The organism is Synechococcus sp. KORDI-100 (assembly GCF_000737535.1).
In the GTDB taxonomy this organism is placed as follows: domain Bacteria; phylum Cyanobacteriota; class Cyanobacteriia; order PCC-6307; family Cyanobiaceae; genus Parasynechococcus.
This window is the reverse complement of sequence record NZ_CP006269.1, coordinates 687,855-707,714: the sequence shown is the minus strand read 5'-3', so window position 1 is coordinate 707,714 and position 19,860 is coordinate 687,855. Positions and strand designations below refer to the sequence as shown.

Sequence of the window (19,860 nt, the reverse complement as noted above, 5' to 3'; positions counted from 1 at the left end):
TGAGGTCAGCGCAACACCTCGAGACGCACCTGAGCGATCCCGGATGCCGTCAGGCCGAGACTGCTGGCAGCGCCATGGCCGAGATCAATGACGCGATGCCCTACGAAGGGACCTCGATCATTGATTCGAATCACCGCCGAACGGCCATTCCAGAGGTTGGTCACTCGGACTTTCGTCCCGAAGGGCAATGTGCGGTGGGCTGCCGTCATGGTGCCGGGACGGTAGATCTCACCGTTGGCCGTGCGATTGCCGTAAAAGCCCGGGCCATACCAACTGGCCTCTCCCGTGATGACCTGCACCACGTCTGGCACAACCTTGACCCTCGGCGCAGGCGGAGCAGGCGCCAGCTCAGGAGATTCGATGACCTCCTCAGGAGTCAGGGTGGCTTTGATGGCGTCAGCGCCCGTGGCCGGTTCCGCCGTCCCAGGTTCCGAGGCGGTTGGAGCTGAGGTCTGAATCCCTGACTGAACCGAATCCATGGCGGCTGGCTCTGCCGGTGACGCTGTTTCAAGGTCCGATGTTTCAGCCAGAGGGTTCGTTAGGTCACGTGCCTCAAGGTCGCCAGCGACAACTGGGTAGAGGGCTGGGCTGGCGGAAACGGTCCCGCAGAGACCGAGAAGGATGAGCAGATTGCGCAAAACCAACGATTCAGGCCTAAATCGCTTTCGTTGGGCAGCGACATCCTGAACCTCTACGTGTCAAACAGCCTTAAAACCGTAAGCAAAATGACTCATGTGACGTTGATCTCACCCCCTCGTTCAACAACCGCTTCCAGCGCCTGAATCTCTCCCGAAAGCCTGGGACCACAGCTGTCTGTCGTGCGGCCACAGGGGCTCAATGATAAGCCGGGCTGATAGCAGATAAAAGCGCCACTAATTTCCGCCAAGACGGTTGTCGCACCGTCATGGAACACATGGCGGTGCAGGATCGAGGCAGGACGACCAGAAGCCATGGATTACAAAGCTGCCGGCGTGGATGTTCAGGCCGGACGGGACTTTGTTGAACGGATCCGTGGTTCGGTGGACTCCACGCGACGCCCCGAGGTGCTGGGTGGACTCGGGGGGTTTGGAGGCATCATGCGGCTTCCGGAGGGGATGCGCCAGCCACTGCTCATCGCTGGAACCGATGGGGTGGGAACCAAACTCGAACTGGCTCAGATGCATCAACAACACCGCGGAGTCGGTATTGATCTGGTCGCGATGTGTGTGAACGACGTGATCACATCAGGGGCCTCGCCCCTGTTCTTTCTGGATTACATGGCCACAGGAGCGCTGACGCCATCAGCCATGGCGGAGGTTGTCGAGGGAATCGCCGATGGCTGCCGCCAGAGCGGATGCACCCTGCTTGGCGGGGAGACAGCCGAAATGCCCGGGTTCTACCCAGCCGGTCGCTACGACCTGGCGGGATTCTGTGTCGCCGTGGTGGAGGAATCGGAGCTGATCGACTCGCAACGCGTTCAGCCCGGTGATCGCATCATCGGCATCGCCAGCAATGGGGTTCACAGCAATGGTTTCAGCCTGGTGCGGAGCGTGCTGAACAGCGCCGAAGCAACAGCGGACACCACATATGGATCCGAGGGCCGACGTCTGATTGACGATCTCCTCTGCCCCACCCGTCTCTACCCATCACTGGTGAAATGCCTCCTGGACGGCGACATCGAGGTTCATGGCATGGCTCACATCACAGGAGGCGGACTTCCAGAAAACCTCCCGCGCTGTCTGCCGGAGGGCACCGCGGCCGTGATTGATCCCTCAAGCTGGCCACGACCGGCACTCTTCAACTGGCTTCAGAGCAACGGGGCGATTCCCGAGCAGGACATGTGGCAGACCTTCAATCTCGGCATCGGCTTCTGCCTCGTGCTTCCGGACCATCAGGCGAGCAGCGCGATGGCGATTTGTCAGAGCAGCGGTTTCCAGAGCTGGGCGATCGGTGAGGTGTCAACCGGTCCCGATCGCAGCACGCCCCAGTTGATCGGGATCCCAGCGTGATTGCTTCACTGTCAATCAAGATCGGGTAAAGCAGGCATCAGGCCTGGTGGATGACCTAAGTTTTATTCAGCACATCGGATCCTGATCCGATAGCAGCGTCGATACATCAGGTCTATTCCGATGCCTTTTGATAAATCACAGCGCATAACCCGCCGGCGTTCGTCTGCGGGTCCCACTCCCCCCCGTCGCCCGATTCCCACAGCGCACGATCGGGGCATCGGACATCGACAGGGGCCTCGCCCGACGTTTCTGACCCTGAGAGATCACGGGAAGGTCTTTGTCGCTGACATGCCCTACCTCTCCGATGGGCAACTCTCACATATCGGCAAGGAAGCCGAAGAAGTGTTGATGAGCCTGGAGCGACGGATCGCTGATCTGGAGCAGGATCCCAATCAGCCGACGCAGGATCGCGACACCCTGATCAAGGCTTCAACCAAGCGTGATGTGACCCGTCGCTTCATCCGTGCCATCCAGGACGAGCAGGAGCAGCGACGCAACAACCCTGCCCTGCGCCGTGCAGCAGGAGAGTCGTTACCCAGGACCTTCCTCGAGGTCGCACGTCATCGCCTCCCCGGCACAACATTCGACTCATTGCTCCAGGAAGCGCTCGCCGCCTGCGAACAGGGGCAGAAACCTCAGCAGGAAACTCCTAAACCTGAAAAGGTGGTTCCTCTTCGACAGGATGCCAGTCTCCCGGTTGTGGTCAGTCCAGACCCCGAGGACAATGCCGCCGGGGCATGACCGGGTTTCAGCAACTTTGAAAAGGATTGGACGGCATCCTTTCGGTACAACGCTGCCTGGCGTCGTCCAGTCGTCGTAGCTCCTCAGACGTCAGCGACCAGCTCAGGGCCGCGGCCACATCACGAGCTTGTTCCGGACTCCGCAGACCAGGAATCGGGATTGTTCCATGGGCTCGGCACCAGTTCAGAGCCACCTGCACCATCGAGGCCTGATGTCCGATGGCGATCTCTTCGATCAGGCGTCGCAACGGCAGGCTGGCCGGAAGGAGTCGATGGAACAGACCGCGACGCAGAGGGGTTGAAGGAACCGGGTTGGCATCGGGTGCCTGCCCAAGAATTCCGAACGCCAGCGGGCTGTAGGCCAGAACCTCGATCTGAAGCTCCGAACAGAGATGCAGCAGCTGATCGAGGCGTTGATCTCCTGGAGCCAGCAGGGAATACTGCAGCTGCACGCTGCGCAAGACCACACCACGGTCCTGCAGTCGGTTGTGCATCCAGGCCAGGCGTGTCGGACCGACATTGGACACCCCAAGCTCCTGCACCTTGCCCTCAAGAACCAGATCCGCCATGCCATCGAGCAGGGCAGACTCCTGCCAGGGGGCATAGCGGGCCGTGCTCCAGTGCAACTGAACCCGTTGAAGATGACCCTGCAGTCGGGTGCAGCTGGCCCGAAACGCTCGATCAAACCCCCGGCGACCAAGCCTCCACGGAAAGGGAGCCAGCTTGGTTGCGATCACAAGATCGGTCTTCTGTGATGGCGGCAGAGCTGCAATGAACCGACCGAGAAGGGTCTCGCTGCGCCCGTTCAGCCGACCTGTGCCATAGGAATCGGCTGTGTCCACCAGTCTCAGGCCACCCTTGACGGCCTCACGGAACGTCTGGGACAGACGGTCGTCGTCCCGTTGGGGGTCATACCCCCAGACCAGTTGATTCCCCCAGGCCCAGGTGCCGAATCCGATCCCGTTCAACCGGAACACGCTGCTACGGGCCATGATCGTGCCATCTTCGGCATTCGTATATGCCCGGCAGACCAACAACCCAAGCCTCCGCTGATGCCTCAGCAGGGCTGTCTGCGGAAGCAGCAGAGACCTCCAACAACGAGAAAGTTCTTTGTCAACATTGCCAGCGCACGGCGACGAACGGCATCCGATGCCTCGGAATGTGCGTGGCTGACAGTGATTACTGATGGAGCGACTGCTCAGGATCTCGTTTGTTCTCACGATGCTGCTTCCGCTTCCCATATCGAGGACAGCAACGGCCCAGACATCGAGGCCGACCCAGGACTCCAACTTCGGCAACTTTGAGGTCAACGTGAGCCGTTGCACCATGAATCGCCATGGAACCGTTCAGAGCTGTTCCCGTGTGCAGCTGACACAGCGCGGGCCCTCTGGGTTGCGGATCCGTTTCTCAGGCCCCGGAGAGGAACCCGGATCCAGTACCAGGGTGACCTTCATCGCCAGCCATCCCCCCGGCGAACCGGCACTGTCCTGCGACAAAGGCCACTGCAAACCGTCGATTCCGGCATGGTCAGCCAGGGTGATCAGTGGCTCCACCGCGCAGTTCGATGTGAGGGGACTGCCGAACAACCTTCCCAAGGCCCAGTCGATGCGTGGTACCTGCAGACTTTCTGAGAAGCAGATCTCCTGCCAGAGTCAGTCGCGCAGTGGTTGGACCCTGAGCGCGGAAGCCAGGCTCTGAGATGCAATCGAAGGCGGCACCCAGATTCGAACTGGGGATAAAGGATTTGCAATCCTCTGCCTTACCACTTGGCCATGCCGCCAGAGGGGAACCTCAGTCCCCATCAGGGGATCGTATCAGCCACGTCAGGACCACCCTTCTGGTGCTCTGCAACGGACATGGCGAGGATCTGATCGCACTCAGAGTGCTTGAGGCGATCCACCGGCTCTGCCCTCAGCTGTCTCTGGAAGTGCTGCCCCTGGTGGGACAGGGTCAGGCCTTTGATGCGCCCGTCGAAAGCGGCTGGCTGGAGAGAATCGGACCGTCAGCGACCCTGCCCAGCGGAGGCTTCAGCAACCAGAGCCTCAAAGGCCTGGTCTCCGATCTCTCGGCTGGCCTGCCTCTGCTCAGCTGGCGGCAGTGGAGGCTATGCAGACGACTGGCTCGCCAGAACAGGGTGATGCTGGCCATTGGTGACCTGCTACCGCTTCTGTTGGCACGCAGCAGTGGAGCACGCTTCGGGTTCATTGGAACCCCGAAGAGCGATTACACCTGGCGCAGTGGCCCTGGGCAGGCCCTCAGCGATCTGTATCACCGCCTGAAAGGCACTGAATGGGATCCCTGGGAATGGACCCTGATGAGCTCACGGCACTGCCGTTTGGTGGCCATGAGAGACCGACTGACCGCTCGGGGGCTGCAGCGTCACGGGGTTGCAGCCGTCGCACCAGGGAACCCGATGATGGATGGCCTCCGTCGAGAGTCGCCTCCTGCCGCCTTGGAGCGTTGCCGGCGGATCCTGATGCTCTGCGGCAGTCGGATGCCGGAGGCCGGCAACAATTTCCGGCGACTGCTGGCAGCAGCCCGTCCACTCGAGACGTCATCAACGCCTGTGGCACTGCTCGCGGCCGTGGGATCTCAACCGCCTCTTGAGGTTCTCGAACGGCTCTTGCAGCAAGACGGCTACCGCAGAAGCCTGCCGCCGTCCGACGAGCTGGGAGCCGCTGCCTGCTGGGTCAGAGGACCTCTGCTGGTGCTGATCGGGCAGCGCTGCTTCGATCGCTGGGCGGGCTGGGCGGAAGCCGGCTTGACAACAGCCGGTACGGCGACGGAGCAGCTCGTGGGACTCGGCATACCAGCCGTATCCCTCCCTGGCCCTGGCCCCCAGTTCAAAAAAGGTTTTGCCAGACGTCAGAGTCGTCTTCTCGGAGGAGCCGTCTACCCCTGCAGGGACGCCACCGAGCTCGCAGGCAGGCTCGAACGCCTGCTCAGCGACGACGACCTTGCTGAGCGTCTTGGCCGAATCGGGCAACAACGGATGGGACCTGCGGGGGGGAGCCAACGGCTTGCGAGGCTGGTCCTCAAGCAACTCTGCGGGAACTTTTGATGGCTGCAATCCAGGATCACGCCTATGTGAAACTCTGCGCCCAGCTGGCCAGCGAATTAGGAATCAGTCTGGCCAGTGCGCGTCGCCAGGTCGATCAGATGGCAGCGCGTGAGGGAACCCGCGACAACGAGCGCAGGCGCAACCTCGCCGCAACCTTGCTGGAAGAGGCGAAACGCGATGGCGATGCAGCAAGACAACGTCTCAATTCCCTGCTCAGCAACAGCGAAGGAGATGGCAATTTCCTGCTGGAGGACTGACTCAACCAACCCCTCGCCAGCACTCGAAACTAATGCTCGAACGTCTGGTGAAACCGCAGACGATCCAGTTCGGCGACAACGGGAATGCAGCTGAAGCAGCGACACGCCAGATCCCAGCGCCCCTCTCTGCGCAGCATCTCTTCGAGCCTGCGGCGTGCCGGAAGCAGGTAGCGAACGTCGTTGGCCGCGTAGGCGAGCTGGGTGTCGGACAGTTGATCGACCCGACCCCAATCACTGCTCTGAGCACCCTTATCCAGTTCCACGCCGACCAGCTCCATCACCAGGTCCTTCAGACCATGCCTCGGGGTGTAGGTGCGAGCTAAACGGCTGCCGACCTTGGTGCAGAACAGAGGATTCACCGCGATACCAAGCCCGCTGGCCAGGGCCGCCACATCGAAGCGGGCGTAATGGAAAACCTTTTCCACCTCCGCAGCCTCCATCACGCTTCTGAGCCTCGGCGCCTCGGATTGACCGAGAGCGATGCGGATGCAGGCCACACGATCGTTTTCATCGGCAATCTGCACCAAGCAGAGCCGGTCGCGCCCATGAACCAGGCCCATCGCCTCGGTATCAACCGCCAGGGCAGACACGCCCAGATACCGCTCGGTCCAGAGCGGATCCAGATCGCCATCGAAGACTGCGAACTCAGCGGCAGCGGGCAACGACTCAGCCATGGGGAAGCTTGAACAGATCAATCGCGGCCAGTGTGCCCGCCAGAACGACCACAAAAATCGAAATTCCCTCTTGAATCTCAAAATGAGATCGACTTTCATGGAAAAAGCGACACAGCCGCTTTGTTCTCCCGACGAAAGCCCTCGCGCAACAGCCTTGCGGATATCCAGCAGTATTTCCGTCAGCCGCCACCACAGTTCCTCGATCTGGAACTTGCGGTCTGCTGGGTTCTCGAATGCCTCCTGAAGGATGACAACTATCCCTCCGGACTCCTGCAGAAACTGACCCGTGAAGAGCCCCAGCTGAGGCTCTCTGAAACCGTGCTTCAACAGGCGCTGGAATTCCTGGAGGAACAGGGATCGATCACCACCTACACCCAGCGGTGCCCAAGCCGGGGTCGTCCAAGACGGATGCTCCACCTGCTCCCGACAGCCCGCAATGATGCCGAGAAACTGATGTCGCCCTGGCACAGCTGGCTCGATTCGCACCGCCTCGTGCTCACCTGAACCGTTTCTGAGGAGGCAGTGGAATAGGTTCCTGCCAACGCCGCCTAGGCGAGATGCCCGCAGGATTTCAATCCACCCTCCTACTGACGGTGCTGCTGGCCATCGGGCTGGTCTTCTTCCTGCGGGCAGCCAGCAAAGACCGAACCACCGTTGTTGACGTGAGCTCTCCGAAACCACCTCTCGAGGTGCTGGAGACGCTCACACAATGGCTTGAGAAGCGCGGCTGGAGCCGGACTGGAGGCGATGCCGAACGGCAGGTGCTGCGCTTCCGCGGCCAGGTGGCGGCCAGTCGCCCGTTGGCAGTGTTGCTGTCTGTTCTTGCGGCCATCGGAGGCGCCTGCTTCGGACTGGTGCTTCAGCAGCTCATCCCCCAATGGCATGGCTGGCCGTTGCTTCTGATCGGCCTTGGTCCCCTGGCCGGTCTCGTTTATGACAAGCGGGCCGCGCGCTCCGAAGACCTCGAACTTCGCCTCCTCGAAGGGGGCGACGACACGCTCAAGGCAGGCAGCATCCTGCGACTGCGAGCTCATCGCGACGAGCTGATCGCCATTGAGCTCGAACTCTCGGAGTCTCTCGAGCTCGCCAGTGATGGCTCACTGCTTTCATCACCGATCTAATCCATGGCTTTGCCCGGTTGGATCCGACGTCGTCGGATCTCCCTCACGATCTCCCTGACGACACTCTCGCTGCTCTTGCTCGCCAAAGCCGCAGAACCACCCCGGAACTGGCTGCAGGATCCACCGGAACGCAAAGAACCCGTCATCGCCAGTTGTCCAGCTATCAGCAACCCCGACCCTCTGATGGGTCCACGCACCCGCATGCCCGGTCGATGGAGGGGGCTCGCCCCGGTCAGCCCCGATCTTCCGATCGTTGTCATGGCAGGCCATGCCGATTCCCAGAACATGGATGGATCCGGCACCCCTGGCTACGCGGTTGATGTGCTGAAGCAGCGCCCGATGGATGGCCGGATGCGCGACGAGCTGTACTGGAACTTCAAGGTGCAGCAGCAGATTGTGCAGCTGGGACGGCAACGGGGCCTGAACATCAGCGGCTATACACCACCGTCACTGACCATCCGCAATCACAGGGATCCATCCACCAACTGGGCCCAAGCCAAAATGCGGTCGGAACGTGGGGATTACATCCTTGAGATCCACTTCGATGCCTACAGCCCCTATGGCTTCGGCTCCGGTCTGATTCCAGCGATCAACCGCAACCTCAACGTGGTGGATGAAAGCCTTGCCAAAGCCTTTGGCAGGTTTCCCAGAGATTTCCGTGGTGGCCTCGGTGGACCTCGCCGCGGCATCGGCATCCTTGAAATCGGCATGCTTCAGGGAGAACTCGAGACCCAACTCAGAGACCCGATCAGAAGCGCGGAGACCATCCAGTGCCTGGCCAGCCGCGTGGTGGATGCTCTGGTCAGGGGTGTCGGTCGCAGCTGATCATGTTCAGCTGCCTTGCCTTGAGGTTTCAATAGACGGCGTGATGCGGTCGGCAACGATCATCAAGGGAATGATCTCCAAGCCAGTCCTGCGGTTTGGTGAACAGCTCTGTGAGCAGCGCTTCCCTTGAGCCGGGCTCAGCCTTGTAGCCGTACTCCCAACGGACGAGGGGGGGCAGCGACATCAGGATCGACTCAGTGCGACCGTTCGTCTGCAGCCCAAAGATCGTTCCCCGATCCCAGACGAGGTTGAATTCCACATAACGACCGCGTCGATACAGCTGAAACTCCCGCTCCCGATCGCCATAGGGAAGCGAGTGCCGTTTCTCAACGATCGGGCGGTATGAGGGCAGAAACGCTCGGCCACAGGCCTGACCGAGCGAGAACAGTTGCTCCCAGCCAAGGGGTCGCGGTCCGAGTTCGGTCGCCATCGCAGCTGCAGGCCCGCTGCCGTCCTGACCCTTGTAGAGGACACCATTGGAATCCTGGTAGTCGTAGAAGATCCCACCGACGCCACGGGTCTCGCCTCGGTGCTTGAGGAAGAAATATTCGTCGCACCATGGCTTGAACACCTTGTGGAGATCAGGATGCACCGAATCACAGGCAGCCTGATGCGTGCGGTGGAAATGACGTGCATCCTCCAGAAATGGGTAGTAGGGAGTGAGGTCGGCTCCACCTCCGAACCACCACACCGGACCGGCTTCGAAGTAGCGGTAATTGAGATGAACGGTGGGGATATACGGACTGCGGGGATGCAGGACCATGGACGTCCCGGTTGCGAACCAGTGATGTCCCTTGGCTTCAGGACGTTGTTTCAGGATTGAAGGGGGGAGCTCCTGGCCCTGCACCTCGGAGAAATTGACGCCTCCCTGTTCAAAGATCCGGCCATCCCGCATGACCCGGGAGCGTCCACCCCCACCCTCTGGACGCTCCCAGCTCTCTTCCGTGAAGCGGCTCTCTCCATCGAGAGCTTCAAGACCGGAACAGATCTCGTCCTGAAGACCCAGCACCATGCTGCGGGCACGCTCTCTCGAGTCGCGTGGAGGACTCTCCAGTACAGGCTGGGAAGGGCTTGCAGCCTGCTTCCCGGCAGGGCCGAGGACGCGTCGAAGCAGGCTGCGGACCATGGGAGGCAACGGTTGGTGATCTGAGCACCTAAACAGGTCAGGTGAGACCCCGACAAGGACCCGTCAGGGACTGTCATGGGCGCCGCCTCTAGGATCCGAGTCGCAACACCACGCGAGATGGTTACGGCGGAGCAGGCGCGGAGCTGCCTCGAACAGGTGAAGGACGCCGGAAGTGGTCGCTCCGCCCTCGAGCTGGGATGGATCGATCAGGTCCGGGTCGCCCCTCCGAGAGTGGTCTTCCGGCTCTCACTTCCCGGATTCGCCCAGAGCCAGCGTGAGCGGATCGCCGCCGAAGCCAAAGACCTGCTGAGGACTCTGGACGGCATCAACGACATCCAGATCGAACTTGGACAGCCTCCCAGTCAAGGCGGCATCGGCCAGGCGGGCCATGGACAACAGGCCGAACGCCAGGGGATTCCAGGCGTTCGTCAGGTCATCGCCGTCAGCAGTGGCAAAGGCGGCGTCGGCAAGAGCACTGTCGCGGTGAATCTGGCTTGCGCATTGGCCCGGCAGGGCAAAACTGTCGGCCTGCTCGACGCCGACATCTACGGCCCCAATGCCCCAACCATGTTGGGAGTTGCTGACCAGACGCCGGAGGTGATCGGCAGCGGGGAGGGTCAACGCATCATCCCGATCAGCAGCTGCGGGGTTGCCATGGTGTCCATGGGCCTGCTGATTGATGAGCACCAGCCTGTGATCTGGCGTGGCCCGATGCTCAACGGAATCATTCGCCAGTTTCTCTATCAGGCGGAATGGGGAGATCGGGATGTCCTGGTTGTGGACCTTCCACCTGGAACCGGGGATGCTCAGTTGTCATTGGCCCAGGCGGTCCCCATGGCCGGCGTCGTGATCGTGACGACCCCCCAGCAGGTCTCGCTCCAGGATGCCCGCCGCGGTCTGGCCATGTTCCGTCAGCTCGACATCCCTGTTCTTGGGGTGGTTGAAAACATGAGCACGTTCATCCCCCCCGATCAACCTGACAAGCGATACGCCCTGTTCGGCAGCGGCGGCGGCCAACGCCTGGCGGATGAATACGACGTCCCCCTGCTGACCCAGATCCCGATGGAAATGCCGGTCCAGGAGGGTGGGGATTCAGGACGACCGATTATTCTCAGCCGCAGCGAATCCGCCAGTGCGGCTGCGTTCCGGGCTCTGGCAGACAGCGTGCTGCAACAGGCAGACACCAGGGCCTGATGTACTCCAGCCGCAAGAGTCGGAGACGACGGCGGGAGTGGGTTCTCTGGGGTGTCCCACTGGCCATGGTGGCGGTCGCGGGGCTGCTCATCGCCAGCACCCAGCGACAGGCCGATTACGCCGACTGGTACCACCACTGGATCACCGCCGCTGCCGGTGTGTTGATCGCGCTGGTGCTGGAACGGCTGCCGTTGAACCGGTTGAAACCGTTTCTGATCCCCATTTATGGACTGACGCTGATCAGCCTGGTGGCGGTCAAGGTGATTGGAACCACCGCCCTGGGAGCCCAGCGCTGGATCAGCATTGGAGGGGTGAACGTGCAGCCGTCGGAATTCGCGAAAATCGCCGCGATTCTTCTTGTCGCTGCTGTTCTGTCGCGCCATCCGGTCGAACGACCGGTTGATCTGATGCGCCCCCTTGGCGTGATCTCGATCCCATGGTTGCTGGTGTTCATCCAGCCCGATCTCGGCACGTCGCTGGTGTTCGGTGCCCTGATGCTCACCATGCTCTATTGGTCAGGAATGCCCATCGAATGGGTTGTTCTGCTGCTGTCACCTCTCCTGACAGCACTTTTCGCAGGTTTGCTTCCCTGGGCCATGGCCATCTGGATCCCACTGATGGCTCTCCTGGCTTACCGATCGCTTCCCTGGAAGCGTCTCGCCGCGGCGGTCACGGTGCTGGTGCACGGAAGCATGGCCTTCGTGACGCCGTGGCTGTGGATGCACGGGCTGAAGGATTACCAGAGGGATCGCCTGGTGTTGTTTCTGGATCCATCCAAAGATCCACTCGGAGGCGGCTATCACCTGCTTCAGAGCACGGTGGGGATCGGATCCGGCGGTTTGTTCGGCACGGGCCTGATGCAGGGTCAGCTGACCAAACTGCGGTTCATTCCTGAGCAGCACACGGATTTCATCTTCAGCGCACTGGGGGAGGAGACCGGCTTCATCGGATGCATCCTTGTGGTGCTGGGTTTCGCACTGCTGATGGCCCGACTCCTGCAGGTGGCCCGTCATGCCCGCTCCGATTTCGAGGCCCTGGTGGTGATCGGAATCGGCACGATGGTCATGTTCCAAGTGGTGGTGAACATCTTCATGACCATCGGGCTGGGACCGGTGACCGGCATCCCCCTCCCCTTTCTGAGCTATGGACGTTCGGCGATGGTGGTCAACTTCATCGCCCTTGGTCTCTGTCTGTCGGTTGTCCGTCAGAGCCGAGGGCTGAGCCCTGGACGACGGTGAGCGGGACAGGCCTGCATTTCGAGGAGCTGAGGCAGCGCCTGGCCGCCGAGCGGCCGACGGGCCGCTGTGACGAAGCATCCGTGCGCCGGCTTTGGTGGGCAGCCCTGGAGACACTGCAACAGGATCTGCTCATTCCTGAGGATGTGCAGAGTGGACTCTGGCTAGCGGCTCCCCTGCCCGCTCTCTATGAACCCCAGTTGCTGGGTTGCCTGCACGGGTGGGTCTGGGCACCGGAGGAGCTGGGGCAACTCCTCCCCGTCGCAGCGGCTCTGCCTGGAACCGGTTCTGCGGTGGCCCATCCCTCAGGCCGCAGCTACAGACGCCTGGCTCTGCATCCGGACGACTGCCGTGACCCACTGCTGATCCTGATCACTCCCCAGCTTCAACTGGCACTGGCACTCCAGGGATTGGAAGGCAGGCGTCAGCTGCTGATCAGCAGTGATCCCACCACACTTGGGGACATCCTGGCTCTGATCGGGCGTCAGCTGCAGGAGCAGGACCCCGCCATGGCGGACCAGCTTCAGGACGACCTGAGACAGCTCGGACCGCTCCACACCGATGAAACGTTGCCGCAGCGTTTCTGGCCCCAGCTGGCGGAGAGGCTCACCACGATGGCCCCCAGCATCACGCTTCAAACACCCACAAGTTCCTCGCAACGTGAATCCGATCCGCAGGACGACCTGGGGCTGCTGGAGGCACTCAGCCATGAAGTCCGCACCCCCCTTGCAACGATCCGCACCCTGGTCCGCTCCCTGGTCCGACGTCGAGATCTCCCAGCGGTGGTGATGAAACGGCTGCGCCAGATCGATGTGGAATGCAGCGAACAGATCGACCGCTTCGGCCTGATCTTTCATGCCGCCGAGTTGCAGAGGCAACCGCAGCCATCCAATTTGGCCCGCACCGATCTGGCCCAGATTCTTGAGTCTCTTGAGCCTGCCTGGACCAACCAGTTGGAACGTCGCGGCATCCAGCTCAAACTCAATTTGGAAGCTGGGCTTCCACTGGTTCTCAGTGATCCACGGCGACTCGAGCCAATGCTAGGTGGCCTGATCGACCGGGCCAGTCGGGGACTTCCATCCGGCAGCGGGTTGACATTGCTGCTCAGTGCAGCCGGCGCACGCCTCAAGCTTCAGATGCTTGTCAATCCGCCGAGTCGCGAGGGGGCCCCACCCGAACGGACGGGACAGGAGCACTCGCAGACGGAACAGGTCGGCGCGGTCCTGAGCTGGGATCCCAGCACCGGCAGCCTCCAGCTGAGCCAGCAGGCAACCCGCCGGCTGCTGGCCAGCCTCGGGGGCCGCTACCGCGAACGGGAAGACCGAAATCTCACCGTGTTTTTTCCAGTTGCAACCGAGACTGGATGAAGGGGTGTGACGGTTGTGATCACTCCATGGATCACGGCCTGATCGCAGTGCTACTTTCCAGCCGTAATGGCCCGTCAGGAGTCCTGCAGCCCATGACAGCATCGGCGTTGAACGGTCAACTTCCTCAGTACATCGGCAGCACTGGCGGCCTTCTGAATTCCGCGGAAACCGAAGAGAAATACGCGATCACCTGGAACAGTGCCAGCGCCCAGGCCTTCGAGCTGCCCACCGGGGGGGCGGCGATGATGAATGAAGGCGACAACATCATGTACTTCGCTCGCAAGGAGCAGTGCCTGGCTCTGGGTACCCAGCTGAGAACCAAGTTCAAGCCCCGGATCGAGAACTACAAGATCTACCGGATCTTCCCTGGCGGAGACACCGAGTTCCTGCATCCAGCCGATGGCGTCTTCCCTGAGAAGGTCAACGAAGGACGCGCCATGGTGGGTCACAACCCCCGTCGCATCGGCCAGAACGTCAATCCAGCCAATATCAAGTTCAGCGGCCGCAACACGTACGACGCCTGAATCCAGAATCCTCAGCGTTCCCTTTGAACGCTGGTGAAGCTGGCAGGATGCGCGCATGTTCAATCCTGATCGCGGAGCCTTTCGCGAGGCTGCTGCAGCTGGCGCCAACCTTATTCCGCTGGCGGAAAGCTGGCCGGCCGACCTGGAGACTCCTCTCACCACATGGATCAAGGTGGGAGCGGACCAGCCTCCAGGCGTCCTGCTCGAGTCGGTAGAAGGCGGGGAAACCCTTGGACGCTGGAGCGTTGTGGCCTGCGATCCGCTCTGGACCGCATCGGCACGAGGCAGCCACCTGACAAGACGGTGGCGCGATGGCGATCAGGACACGTTTCAGGGGAACCCTCTGGAGGCACTCCAGCAGTGCCTCAGCGGCTATCGCTGCGCCAACTTGCCTGGGCTTCCGCCATTGGGGCAGCTCTACGGGATCTGGGGTTATGAACTGATCCAATGGATCGAGGCAACGGTGCCGGTCCATCCCCGAGCGGCTGGCGATCCCCCCGATGGCATCTGGATGCTGATGGATGCCGTCCTGATTTTTGATCAGGTCAAGCGTCTGATCACCGCTGTCGCCTATGCCGACATCGAACGGGCTGAAAGCGAGGAGATCGCCTGGTCTGCCGCCCTGAGCAGAATCCACGACCTGCGTCGGCGCATGAATGCTCCGCTGCCCTCCGTCGCACCGCTGCCATGGACTCCCGCCACCTCGGAAGTCAGCGATGTGCGAAGCAATCGCAGCCGCGCAGACTTTGAATCATCCGTCCACACAGCCCGCGAACACATCGCAGCCGGTGACGTGTTCCAGCTCGTGATCAGTCAGAGACTGGAAACCACCGTGCCTCAGCAACCCCTTGAGCTCTACAGGAGCCTGAGGATGGTGAATCCGTCGCCGTACATGGCGTTCTTCGATTTCGGAGACTGGCAGCTGATCGGCTCCAGCCCAGAAGTGATGGTGCACGCGGAACCAGCCGCTGAAGGGATCCGTGCCAGCCTTCGACCAATCGCAGGCACTCGACCCCGAGGGCGCACGGCCTCGGAAGACAGGGAACTGGAGATCGATCTGCTGGCGGACCCAAAGGAACGTGCCGAGCACGTGATGCTCGTTGACCTGGGCCGTAACGATCTTGGCCGCGTTTGCCGACCGGGAAGTGTCAAAGTCAGTGATCTCATGGTCATCGAGCGGTACTCCCACGTGATGCACATCGTGAGCGAGGTGGAAGGCCAACTGACCGCCGACAACAACGTCTGGAGCCTCTTGAATGCGGCCTTCCCGGCCGGCACCGTGAGCGGGGCTCCAAAAATCCGGGCGATGCAATTGATCCACGAGCTTGAACCCGATGCCCGTGGTCCCTATTCCGGCGTTTATGGATCCGTCGATCTCTGCGGTGCGTTGAATACCGCCATCACCATCCGCACCATGGTGGTTCAGCCGGGGGCTGAAGGAGGCAGCAGCGTCAAGGTGCAGGCCGGCGCTGGAATTGTTGCGGACTCAACCCCGACTGCCGAATACGAGGAGACCCTCAACAAGGCACGCGGCATGCTCACGGCACTGGCCTGTCTCAATCCTCCGGGTTCATGAGGCCTGCCTTGCTGCTCAAGGGCTTCGAGGTGGAGTTGTTCACCGGCAAGCCTTCCGGAGAGAACGTCGGTGTGGCCTCAGAGGTCGCCCGACAGCTTCCGGGTTTCGTCACAGAGCCGGACAGGCGGAATCTGGAATACATCACCGAACCCGAAGCGTCCTACGACCGGCTCGAGGAAGCCCTGCTGCGACCTCGCCGAACCCTCAGACAATGGCTGGCTCCCTTGGGCCTGACTCTGCTGCCCGGCAGCACCCTCAGTCTCGGCGACAGCGATCGGTTCGAACGCTCCGATCCGACCAACCCGTATCACTCGCTAATTGAGTCGACCTACGGAACCAGAGTTGTGACGGCGAGCGTTCACATCAACCTCGGCCTCACGGATCCGGAGCTGCTGTTCGCAGCGGTGAGGCTGATTCGTTGCGAAGCCGCCCTGCTGCTGGCCCTCAGCGCAAGCTCACCGTTCATCGGTGGGCAACTCAGCGGTCAGCACTCTCAGCGTTGGAGGCAGTTTCCGCTGACCCCGGAACACGTTCCGCTGTTCATCAACCATCGTCATTACATCGACTGGGTTGAGGAGCAGCTGGCGACCGGCGCGATGCGGAATGAGCGCCATCTCTGGACCTCCGTGCGCCCGAATGGACCTGATCGTCCCCACTCCCTGAACCGACTGGAGCTGCGCATCTGCGATCTCGTTACCGACCCTGCCGATCTCATCGCGATCACCGTTTTTTTGGAATTGCGCGTGATGGCGCTGATCGAGCAGCAATCACGCCTGGATCCTCTCTGCAGCAGCGAACTGTCGCTGGACGATCTGGCCGCACTTGCCGACCAAAATGACGCGGCAGCATCCCGGATCAGCCTCGAGGCCAGCCTGAATCACTGGCAGGACGGGCGATCGATCCGTTGCCGCGACTGGATCATGCAGCTGCTCGAGAGCATGGAACCCACGGCTGAACGCTTCGGTCTCCTGGAGCGGCTGCAACCGATCAGAACCCTTCTGAAGCATGGAAACCAGGCCATGCGTTGGTTGGATGTGCACGCCCAGGGCCATTCCATCAGTGCACTGCTGAGCGATGGAGCGATCGCGATGGAACAGCAGGAACTGGTGATTCACGGCGAAAGCGCCGCTTTGGGATGATCATGACCAAAGAAGAGAACCGCGGAGCGTCGATGCAACAGCCCACCGTCCACGCTCCCGGAGGCGAACTGCTTAGGGCTGACGGTGTGGTCGCCGGAAATGGTGGGCTGCTGCAACAGCGTCTGGAATTAATTGAGGATCTCTGGCAGACCGTTCTCCGCAGTGAATGTCCTTCTGAACAGAGCGAACGGGTTCTTCGCCTGAAGCAACTCAGTGACCCCGTGGCTCTGGATGGCCGAGACGGCAACAGCACCAGTGAGGCGATTGTCGATCTCATCAAGGCCATGGATCTGGCTGAAGCCATCGCGGCTGCCAGGGCCTTCTCGCTGTACTTCCAGCTGATCAACATTGTCGAACAGCGGATCGAGGAGGACGGCTATCTCGACAGCCTTCTCCCATCGCGAAACCAAACGCAGAGCCATAACCACCCCTTCGATCCGTTTGCTCCCCCTCTGGCCAGCCAGACCGACCCTGCCACCTTCGGGGAACTGTTCGAGAGGCTGCGTCGCCTGAATGTTCCACCTGCCCAGATCGAGAGCCTGCTGCAGGAACTGGATATCCGCCTGGTCTTCACGGCGCATCCCACCGAGATCGTCCGCCACACCGTTCGTCGCAAGCAACGCAGGGTGGCGAATCTGCTGCAGCGGCTGCAATCCGATTCTCTGCTGAACAGCCAGGACGAGGAGGTCCTGCGCGATCAACTGGAGGAGGAGATCCGCCTCTGGTGGCGGACCGACGAACTGCACCAGTTCAAGCCGACCGTGCTGGACGAAGTCGATTCAACGCTGCATCACTTCCAGCAGGTGCTGTTCGATGCCATGCCCCAGATGCGGCGGCGGCTCACATCAGCCCTGAGTCGGCACTACCCGGATGTGAGATTTCCGCAGGCATCCTTCTGCACCTTTGGATCCTGGGTCGGATCAGATCGGGATGGCAATCCCTCCGTCACCCCGGAAATCACCTGGCAAACCGCTTGCTACCAGCGTCAGCTGATGCTGGAGCGCTATGTCCGCTCAGTACAGGATCTGCGCAGCCAGCTCAGCATTTCGATGCAGTGGAGCCAGGTGGCTCCTGAGCTGCTGGAATCCCTGGAGATGGATCGGCTGCGCTTCCCTGACATCTACGAAGACCGTGCAGCCCGTTACCGACTGGAGCCCTACCGGCTGAAGTTGAGCTACGTGCTCGAGCGCTTGCAGCTCACCCTGCTGCGGAACAACCAGCTGTCTGAAGCTGGCTGGCAGACCCCTCAGGAGGTGGCGGCACAGGGCATCGACCGGCTGCAGGTCGGAGAGACCCTGCATTACATGGCGGTGGACGAGTTCCGCAGCGATCTCGAGCTGATCCGCAACAGCCTGGTCAGCACAGCGCTGAGTTGTGAACAGCTGGACACCCTGCTGAACCAGGTGCACATCTTCGGGTTCTCCCTGGCCAGTCTCGATATTCGGCAGGAGAGCACCCGTCACAGCGACGCCATCGATGAACTGACTCGCTATCTGGAGCTGCCCAAGCCCTACGGCGAAATGGACGAGGGCGAACGGGTCGAGTGGCTGCATCGCGAACTGCAGACCCGACGGCCCCTGATTCCCACAGGAGTCGACTGGTCAGCCGCAACGGCCGAGACCATGGCGGTCTTCCGCATGCTGCGGCGTCTGCAGCAGGAATTCGGACAGCGCATCTGCAACTCCTACGTGATCTCGATGAGTCACACGGGTTCTGACCTCCTGGAAGTGCTGCTGCTCGCGAAACAAGCCGGTCTGGTGGATCCGACGGCCCGCCATTCCTCACTGCTGGTTGTCCCCCTGTTCGAGACCGTCGAAGACCTGCAGCGGGCTCCAGAGGTGATGAAGGAGCTGTTCGAATCACTCCTTTACAGGCAACTGCTTCCCCTCGTCGGGGGGCAGCGTCAGCCTCTCCAGGAGCTCATGCTGGGGTACTCGGACAGCAACAAAGACTCAGGCTTCCTGTCCAGCAACTGGGAAATTCACCAGGCCCAGATGGCTCTGCAGGAGCTGGCCAGCCGCCATGGCGTTGCGCTGCGGCTGTTCCATGGACGAGGCGGATCCGTGAGCAGAGGCGGCGGACCGGCCTATCAGGCCATCCTGGCCCAGCCGAGCGGAACGCTCCAGGGACGCATCAAGATCACCGAGCAGGGCGAGGTGCTGGCATCGAAGTACAGCCTGCCCGAACTGGCGCTTTACAACCTGGAAACCATGACCACCGCTGTGGTGCAAAACAGCCTGGTCACCAATCAGCTGGATGCGACGCCGAGCTGGAACCAACTCATGACCCGCCTGGCAGGTCATTCGCGCGAGCACTACCGCGCTCTTGTCCATGACAACCCAGATCTGGTCCCCTTCTTCCAGCAGGTCACCCCGATCGAGGAAATCAGCAAATTGCAGATTTCCAGTCGCCCGGCTCGGCGCAAGACAGGTGCCAAGGATCTCTCCAGTCTGAGGGCCATTCCATGGGTGTTCGGCTGGACCCAGAGCCGTTTTCTACTGCCCAGCTGGTTTGGCGTCGGCACCGCACTCGCAGCGGAGGTCAAGGATGACCCTGAACAGCTGGATCTGCTCAGGCGCCTGCATCAGCGATGGCCATTCTTCCGAATGCTGATCTCAAAGGTGGAGATGACGCTCTCGAAGGTCGACCTGGACCTGGCCCACCACTACATGACCAGCCTGGGGGCACCGGACAACCGGGAATCCTTTGAGCGGATCTTCCGAACCATTGCGGATGAATACGAGCTGACGCGGTCCCTGGTGCTCGCCATCACCGGCCAGTCGCGACTGCTTGGCGCTGACCAAGCGCTGCAACTCTCGGTCGATCTTCGCAACCGGACGATCGTTCCCCTCGGTTTCCTGCAGGTGGCCCTTCTGAAACGGCTGCGGGATCAGAACAGACAACCCCCCATGAGTGAGGCCCCCGGCGTGGAGGAGGACCGACGCACCTACAGCCGCAGCGAACTGCTGCGCGGAGCACTCCTCACATTAAACGGCATCGCTGCCGGCATGCGAAACACAGGCTGAGGTTCCC

General features: G+C 61.4%; 20 protein-coding genes and 1 tRNA gene. 16 read left to right on the top strand and 5 right to left on the bottom strand.

The annotated features are described in order from the left end of the window. Window positions 1-5 precede the first annotated feature (5 nt). Entirely contained in the window at window positions 6-638 is a 633-nt protein-coding gene (locus KR100_RS03425) for a septal ring lytic transglycosylase RlpA family protein (protein ID WP_038543205.1), read from the bottom strand. Between the two features lie 312 nt (window positions 639-950). On the opposite strand from KR100_RS03425, the gene purM reads away from it, so the two are divergent. Continuing rightward, entirely contained in the window at window positions 951-1,988 is a 1,038-nt protein-coding gene (gene purM, locus KR100_RS03420; RefSeq protein ID WP_038543203.1) for a phosphoribosylformylglycinamidine cyclo-ligase, read from the top strand. A 120-nt stretch (window positions 1,989-2,108) separates the two neighbouring features. Further along, the gene (locus tag KR100_RS03415) at window positions 2,109-2,729 is read left to right on the top strand and encodes a hypothetical protein (RefSeq protein ID WP_038543201.1); all 621 of its coding nucleotides are present in this window, start codon (window positions 2,109-2,111) and stop codon (window positions 2,727-2,729) included. A gap of 7 nt (window positions 2,730-2,736) precedes the next feature. Here KR100_RS03415 and KR100_RS03410 read toward each other — a convergent pair whose 3' ends face one another. Further along, on the bottom strand, window positions 2,737-3,720 hold the full coding sequence (locus KR100_RS03410) for an aldo/keto reductase (protein WP_204207769.1): 984 nt from the start codon (window positions 3,718-3,720) through the stop codon (window positions 2,737-2,739). Window positions 3,721-3,746: 26 nt separating this feature from the next. Between KR100_RS03410 and KR100_RS15595 the strand changes: the two genes are divergently transcribed. Together KR100_RS15595 and KR100_RS03405 are read left to right on the top strand one after the other, a co-directional pair. After that, window positions 3,747-3,914: a hypothetical protein gene (locus tag KR100_RS15595; RefSeq protein ID WP_156097889.1), complete on the top strand. Its 168-nt coding sequence runs from the start codon at window positions 3,747-3,749 to the stop codon at window positions 3,912-3,914. Continuing rightward, entirely contained in the window at window positions 3,914-4,426 is a 513-nt protein-coding gene (locus KR100_RS03405) for a hypothetical protein (protein ID WP_071839827.1), read from the top strand. The genes KR100_RS15595 and KR100_RS03405 overlap by 1 nt, the downstream gene beginning before the upstream one ends. Window positions 4,427-4,437: 11 nt before the next feature. On the opposite strand, the gene KR100_RS03400 is transcribed toward KR100_RS03405, so the two are convergent. Beyond that, window positions 4,438-4,508: transfer RNA gene (locus KR100_RS03400), tRNA-Cys, on the bottom strand. Window positions 4,509-4,568: 60 nt separating this feature from the next. Between KR100_RS03400 and KR100_RS03395 the strand changes: the two genes are divergently transcribed. Both KR100_RS03395 and KR100_RS03390 read left to right on the top strand, forming a co-directional pair. Continuing rightward, window positions 4,569-5,789 carry a lipid-A-disaccharide synthase-related protein gene (locus KR100_RS03395; protein ID WP_239420395.1) on the top strand — a complete coding sequence of 407 codons (1,221 nt, stop codon included), beginning with the start codon at window positions 4,569-4,571 and terminating at the stop codon, window positions 5,787-5,789. After that, a complete protein-coding gene (locus KR100_RS03390) occupies window positions 5,789-6,046 on the top strand; it encodes a hypothetical protein (protein ID WP_038543198.1) in 258 nt (85 codons plus the stop codon). The genes KR100_RS03395 and KR100_RS03390 overlap by 1 nt, the downstream gene beginning before the upstream one ends. A gap of 29 nt (window positions 6,047-6,075) precedes the next feature. On the opposite strand, the gene KR100_RS03385 is transcribed toward KR100_RS03390, so the two are convergent. Continuing rightward, a complete protein-coding gene (locus tag KR100_RS03385; protein ID WP_038543196.1) occupies window positions 6,076-6,720 on the bottom strand; it encodes a ribonuclease D in 645 nt (214 codons plus the stop codon). Window positions 6,721-6,840: 120 nt separating this feature from the next. Between KR100_RS03385 and KR100_RS03380 the strand changes: the two genes are divergently transcribed. Genes KR100_RS03380 through KR100_RS03370 form a run of 3 tightly spaced genes read left to right on the top strand, consistent with a single transcriptional unit; the run spans window position 6,841 to window position 8,666 of the window. Continuing rightward, window positions 6,841-7,224 (top strand): helix-turn-helix transcriptional regulator, encoded by a 384-nt coding sequence (locus tag KR100_RS03380; RefSeq protein ID WP_038547801.1) that lies wholly within the window; start codon window positions 6,841-6,843, stop codon window positions 7,222-7,224. Window positions 7,225-7,277: 53 nt separating this feature from the next. Then, on the top strand, window positions 7,278-7,841 hold the full coding sequence (locus KR100_RS03375) for a cofactor assembly of complex C subunit B (RefSeq protein ID WP_038543194.1): 564 nt from the start codon (window positions 7,278-7,280) through the stop codon (window positions 7,839-7,841). A gap of 3 nt (window positions 7,842-7,844) precedes the next feature. Next, entirely contained in the window at window positions 7,845-8,666 is an 822-nt protein-coding gene (locus KR100_RS03370; RefSeq protein WP_038543192.1) for a hypothetical protein, read from the top strand. A gap of 28 nt (window positions 8,667-8,694) precedes the next feature. Here KR100_RS03370 and hemF read toward each other — a convergent pair whose 3' ends face one another. Further along, on the bottom strand, window positions 8,695-9,792 hold the full coding sequence (gene hemF, locus KR100_RS03365) for an oxygen-dependent coproporphyrinogen oxidase (RefSeq protein ID WP_038543189.1): 1,098 nt from the start codon (window positions 9,790-9,792) through the stop codon (window positions 8,695-8,697). 117 nt (window positions 9,793-9,909) lie between these two features. Between hemF and KR100_RS03360 the strand changes: the two genes are divergently transcribed. The 7 genes from KR100_RS03360 to ppc all read left to right on the top strand — a co-directional run bounded on the left by KR100_RS03360 (window position 9,910) and on the right by ppc (window position 19,853). After that, on the top strand, window positions 9,910-10,986 hold the full coding sequence (locus KR100_RS03360) for an Mrp/NBP35 family ATP-binding protein (protein ID WP_038543187.1): 1,077 nt from the start codon (window positions 9,910-9,912) through the stop codon (window positions 10,984-10,986). Continuing rightward, a complete protein-coding gene (gene rodA / locus KR100_RS03355) occupies window positions 10,986-12,224 on the top strand; it encodes a rod shape-determining protein RodA (RefSeq protein WP_038543185.1) in 1,239 nt (412 codons plus the stop codon). The genes KR100_RS03360 and rodA overlap by 1 nt, the downstream gene beginning before the upstream one ends. After that, window positions 12,221-13,588: a sensor histidine kinase KdpD gene (locus tag KR100_RS03350; protein ID WP_239420394.1), complete on the top strand. Its 1,368-nt coding sequence runs from the start codon at window positions 12,221-12,223 to the stop codon at window positions 13,586-13,588. Before rodA ends, KR100_RS03350 begins: the two co-directional genes overlap by 4 nt. 92 nt (window positions 13,589-13,680) lie before the next feature. Further along, window positions 13,681-14,112 (top strand): photosystem I reaction center subunit II PsaD, encoded by a 432-nt coding sequence (locus KR100_RS03345; protein ID WP_038547798.1) that lies wholly within the window; start codon window positions 13,681-13,683, stop codon window positions 14,110-14,112. 55 nt (window positions 14,113-14,167) lie between these two features. After that, on the top strand, window positions 14,168-15,688 hold the full coding sequence (locus KR100_RS03340; RefSeq protein WP_038543183.1) for an anthranilate synthase component I family protein: 1,521 nt from the start codon (window positions 14,168-14,170) through the stop codon (window positions 15,686-15,688). Continuing rightward, on the top strand, window positions 15,685-16,827 hold the full coding sequence (gene gshA / locus KR100_RS03335; RefSeq protein ID WP_038543181.1) for a glutamate--cysteine ligase: 1,143 nt from the start codon (window positions 15,685-15,687) through the stop codon (window positions 16,825-16,827). The genes KR100_RS03340 and gshA overlap by 4 nt, the downstream gene beginning before the upstream one ends. Then, window positions 16,824-19,853 (top strand): phosphoenolpyruvate carboxylase, encoded by a 3,030-nt coding sequence (gene ppc, locus KR100_RS03330; protein WP_204207767.1) that lies wholly within the window; start codon window positions 16,824-16,826, stop codon window positions 19,851-19,853. The genes gshA and ppc overlap by 4 nt, the downstream gene beginning before the upstream one ends. Window positions 19,854-19,860 lie beyond the last annotated feature (7 nt).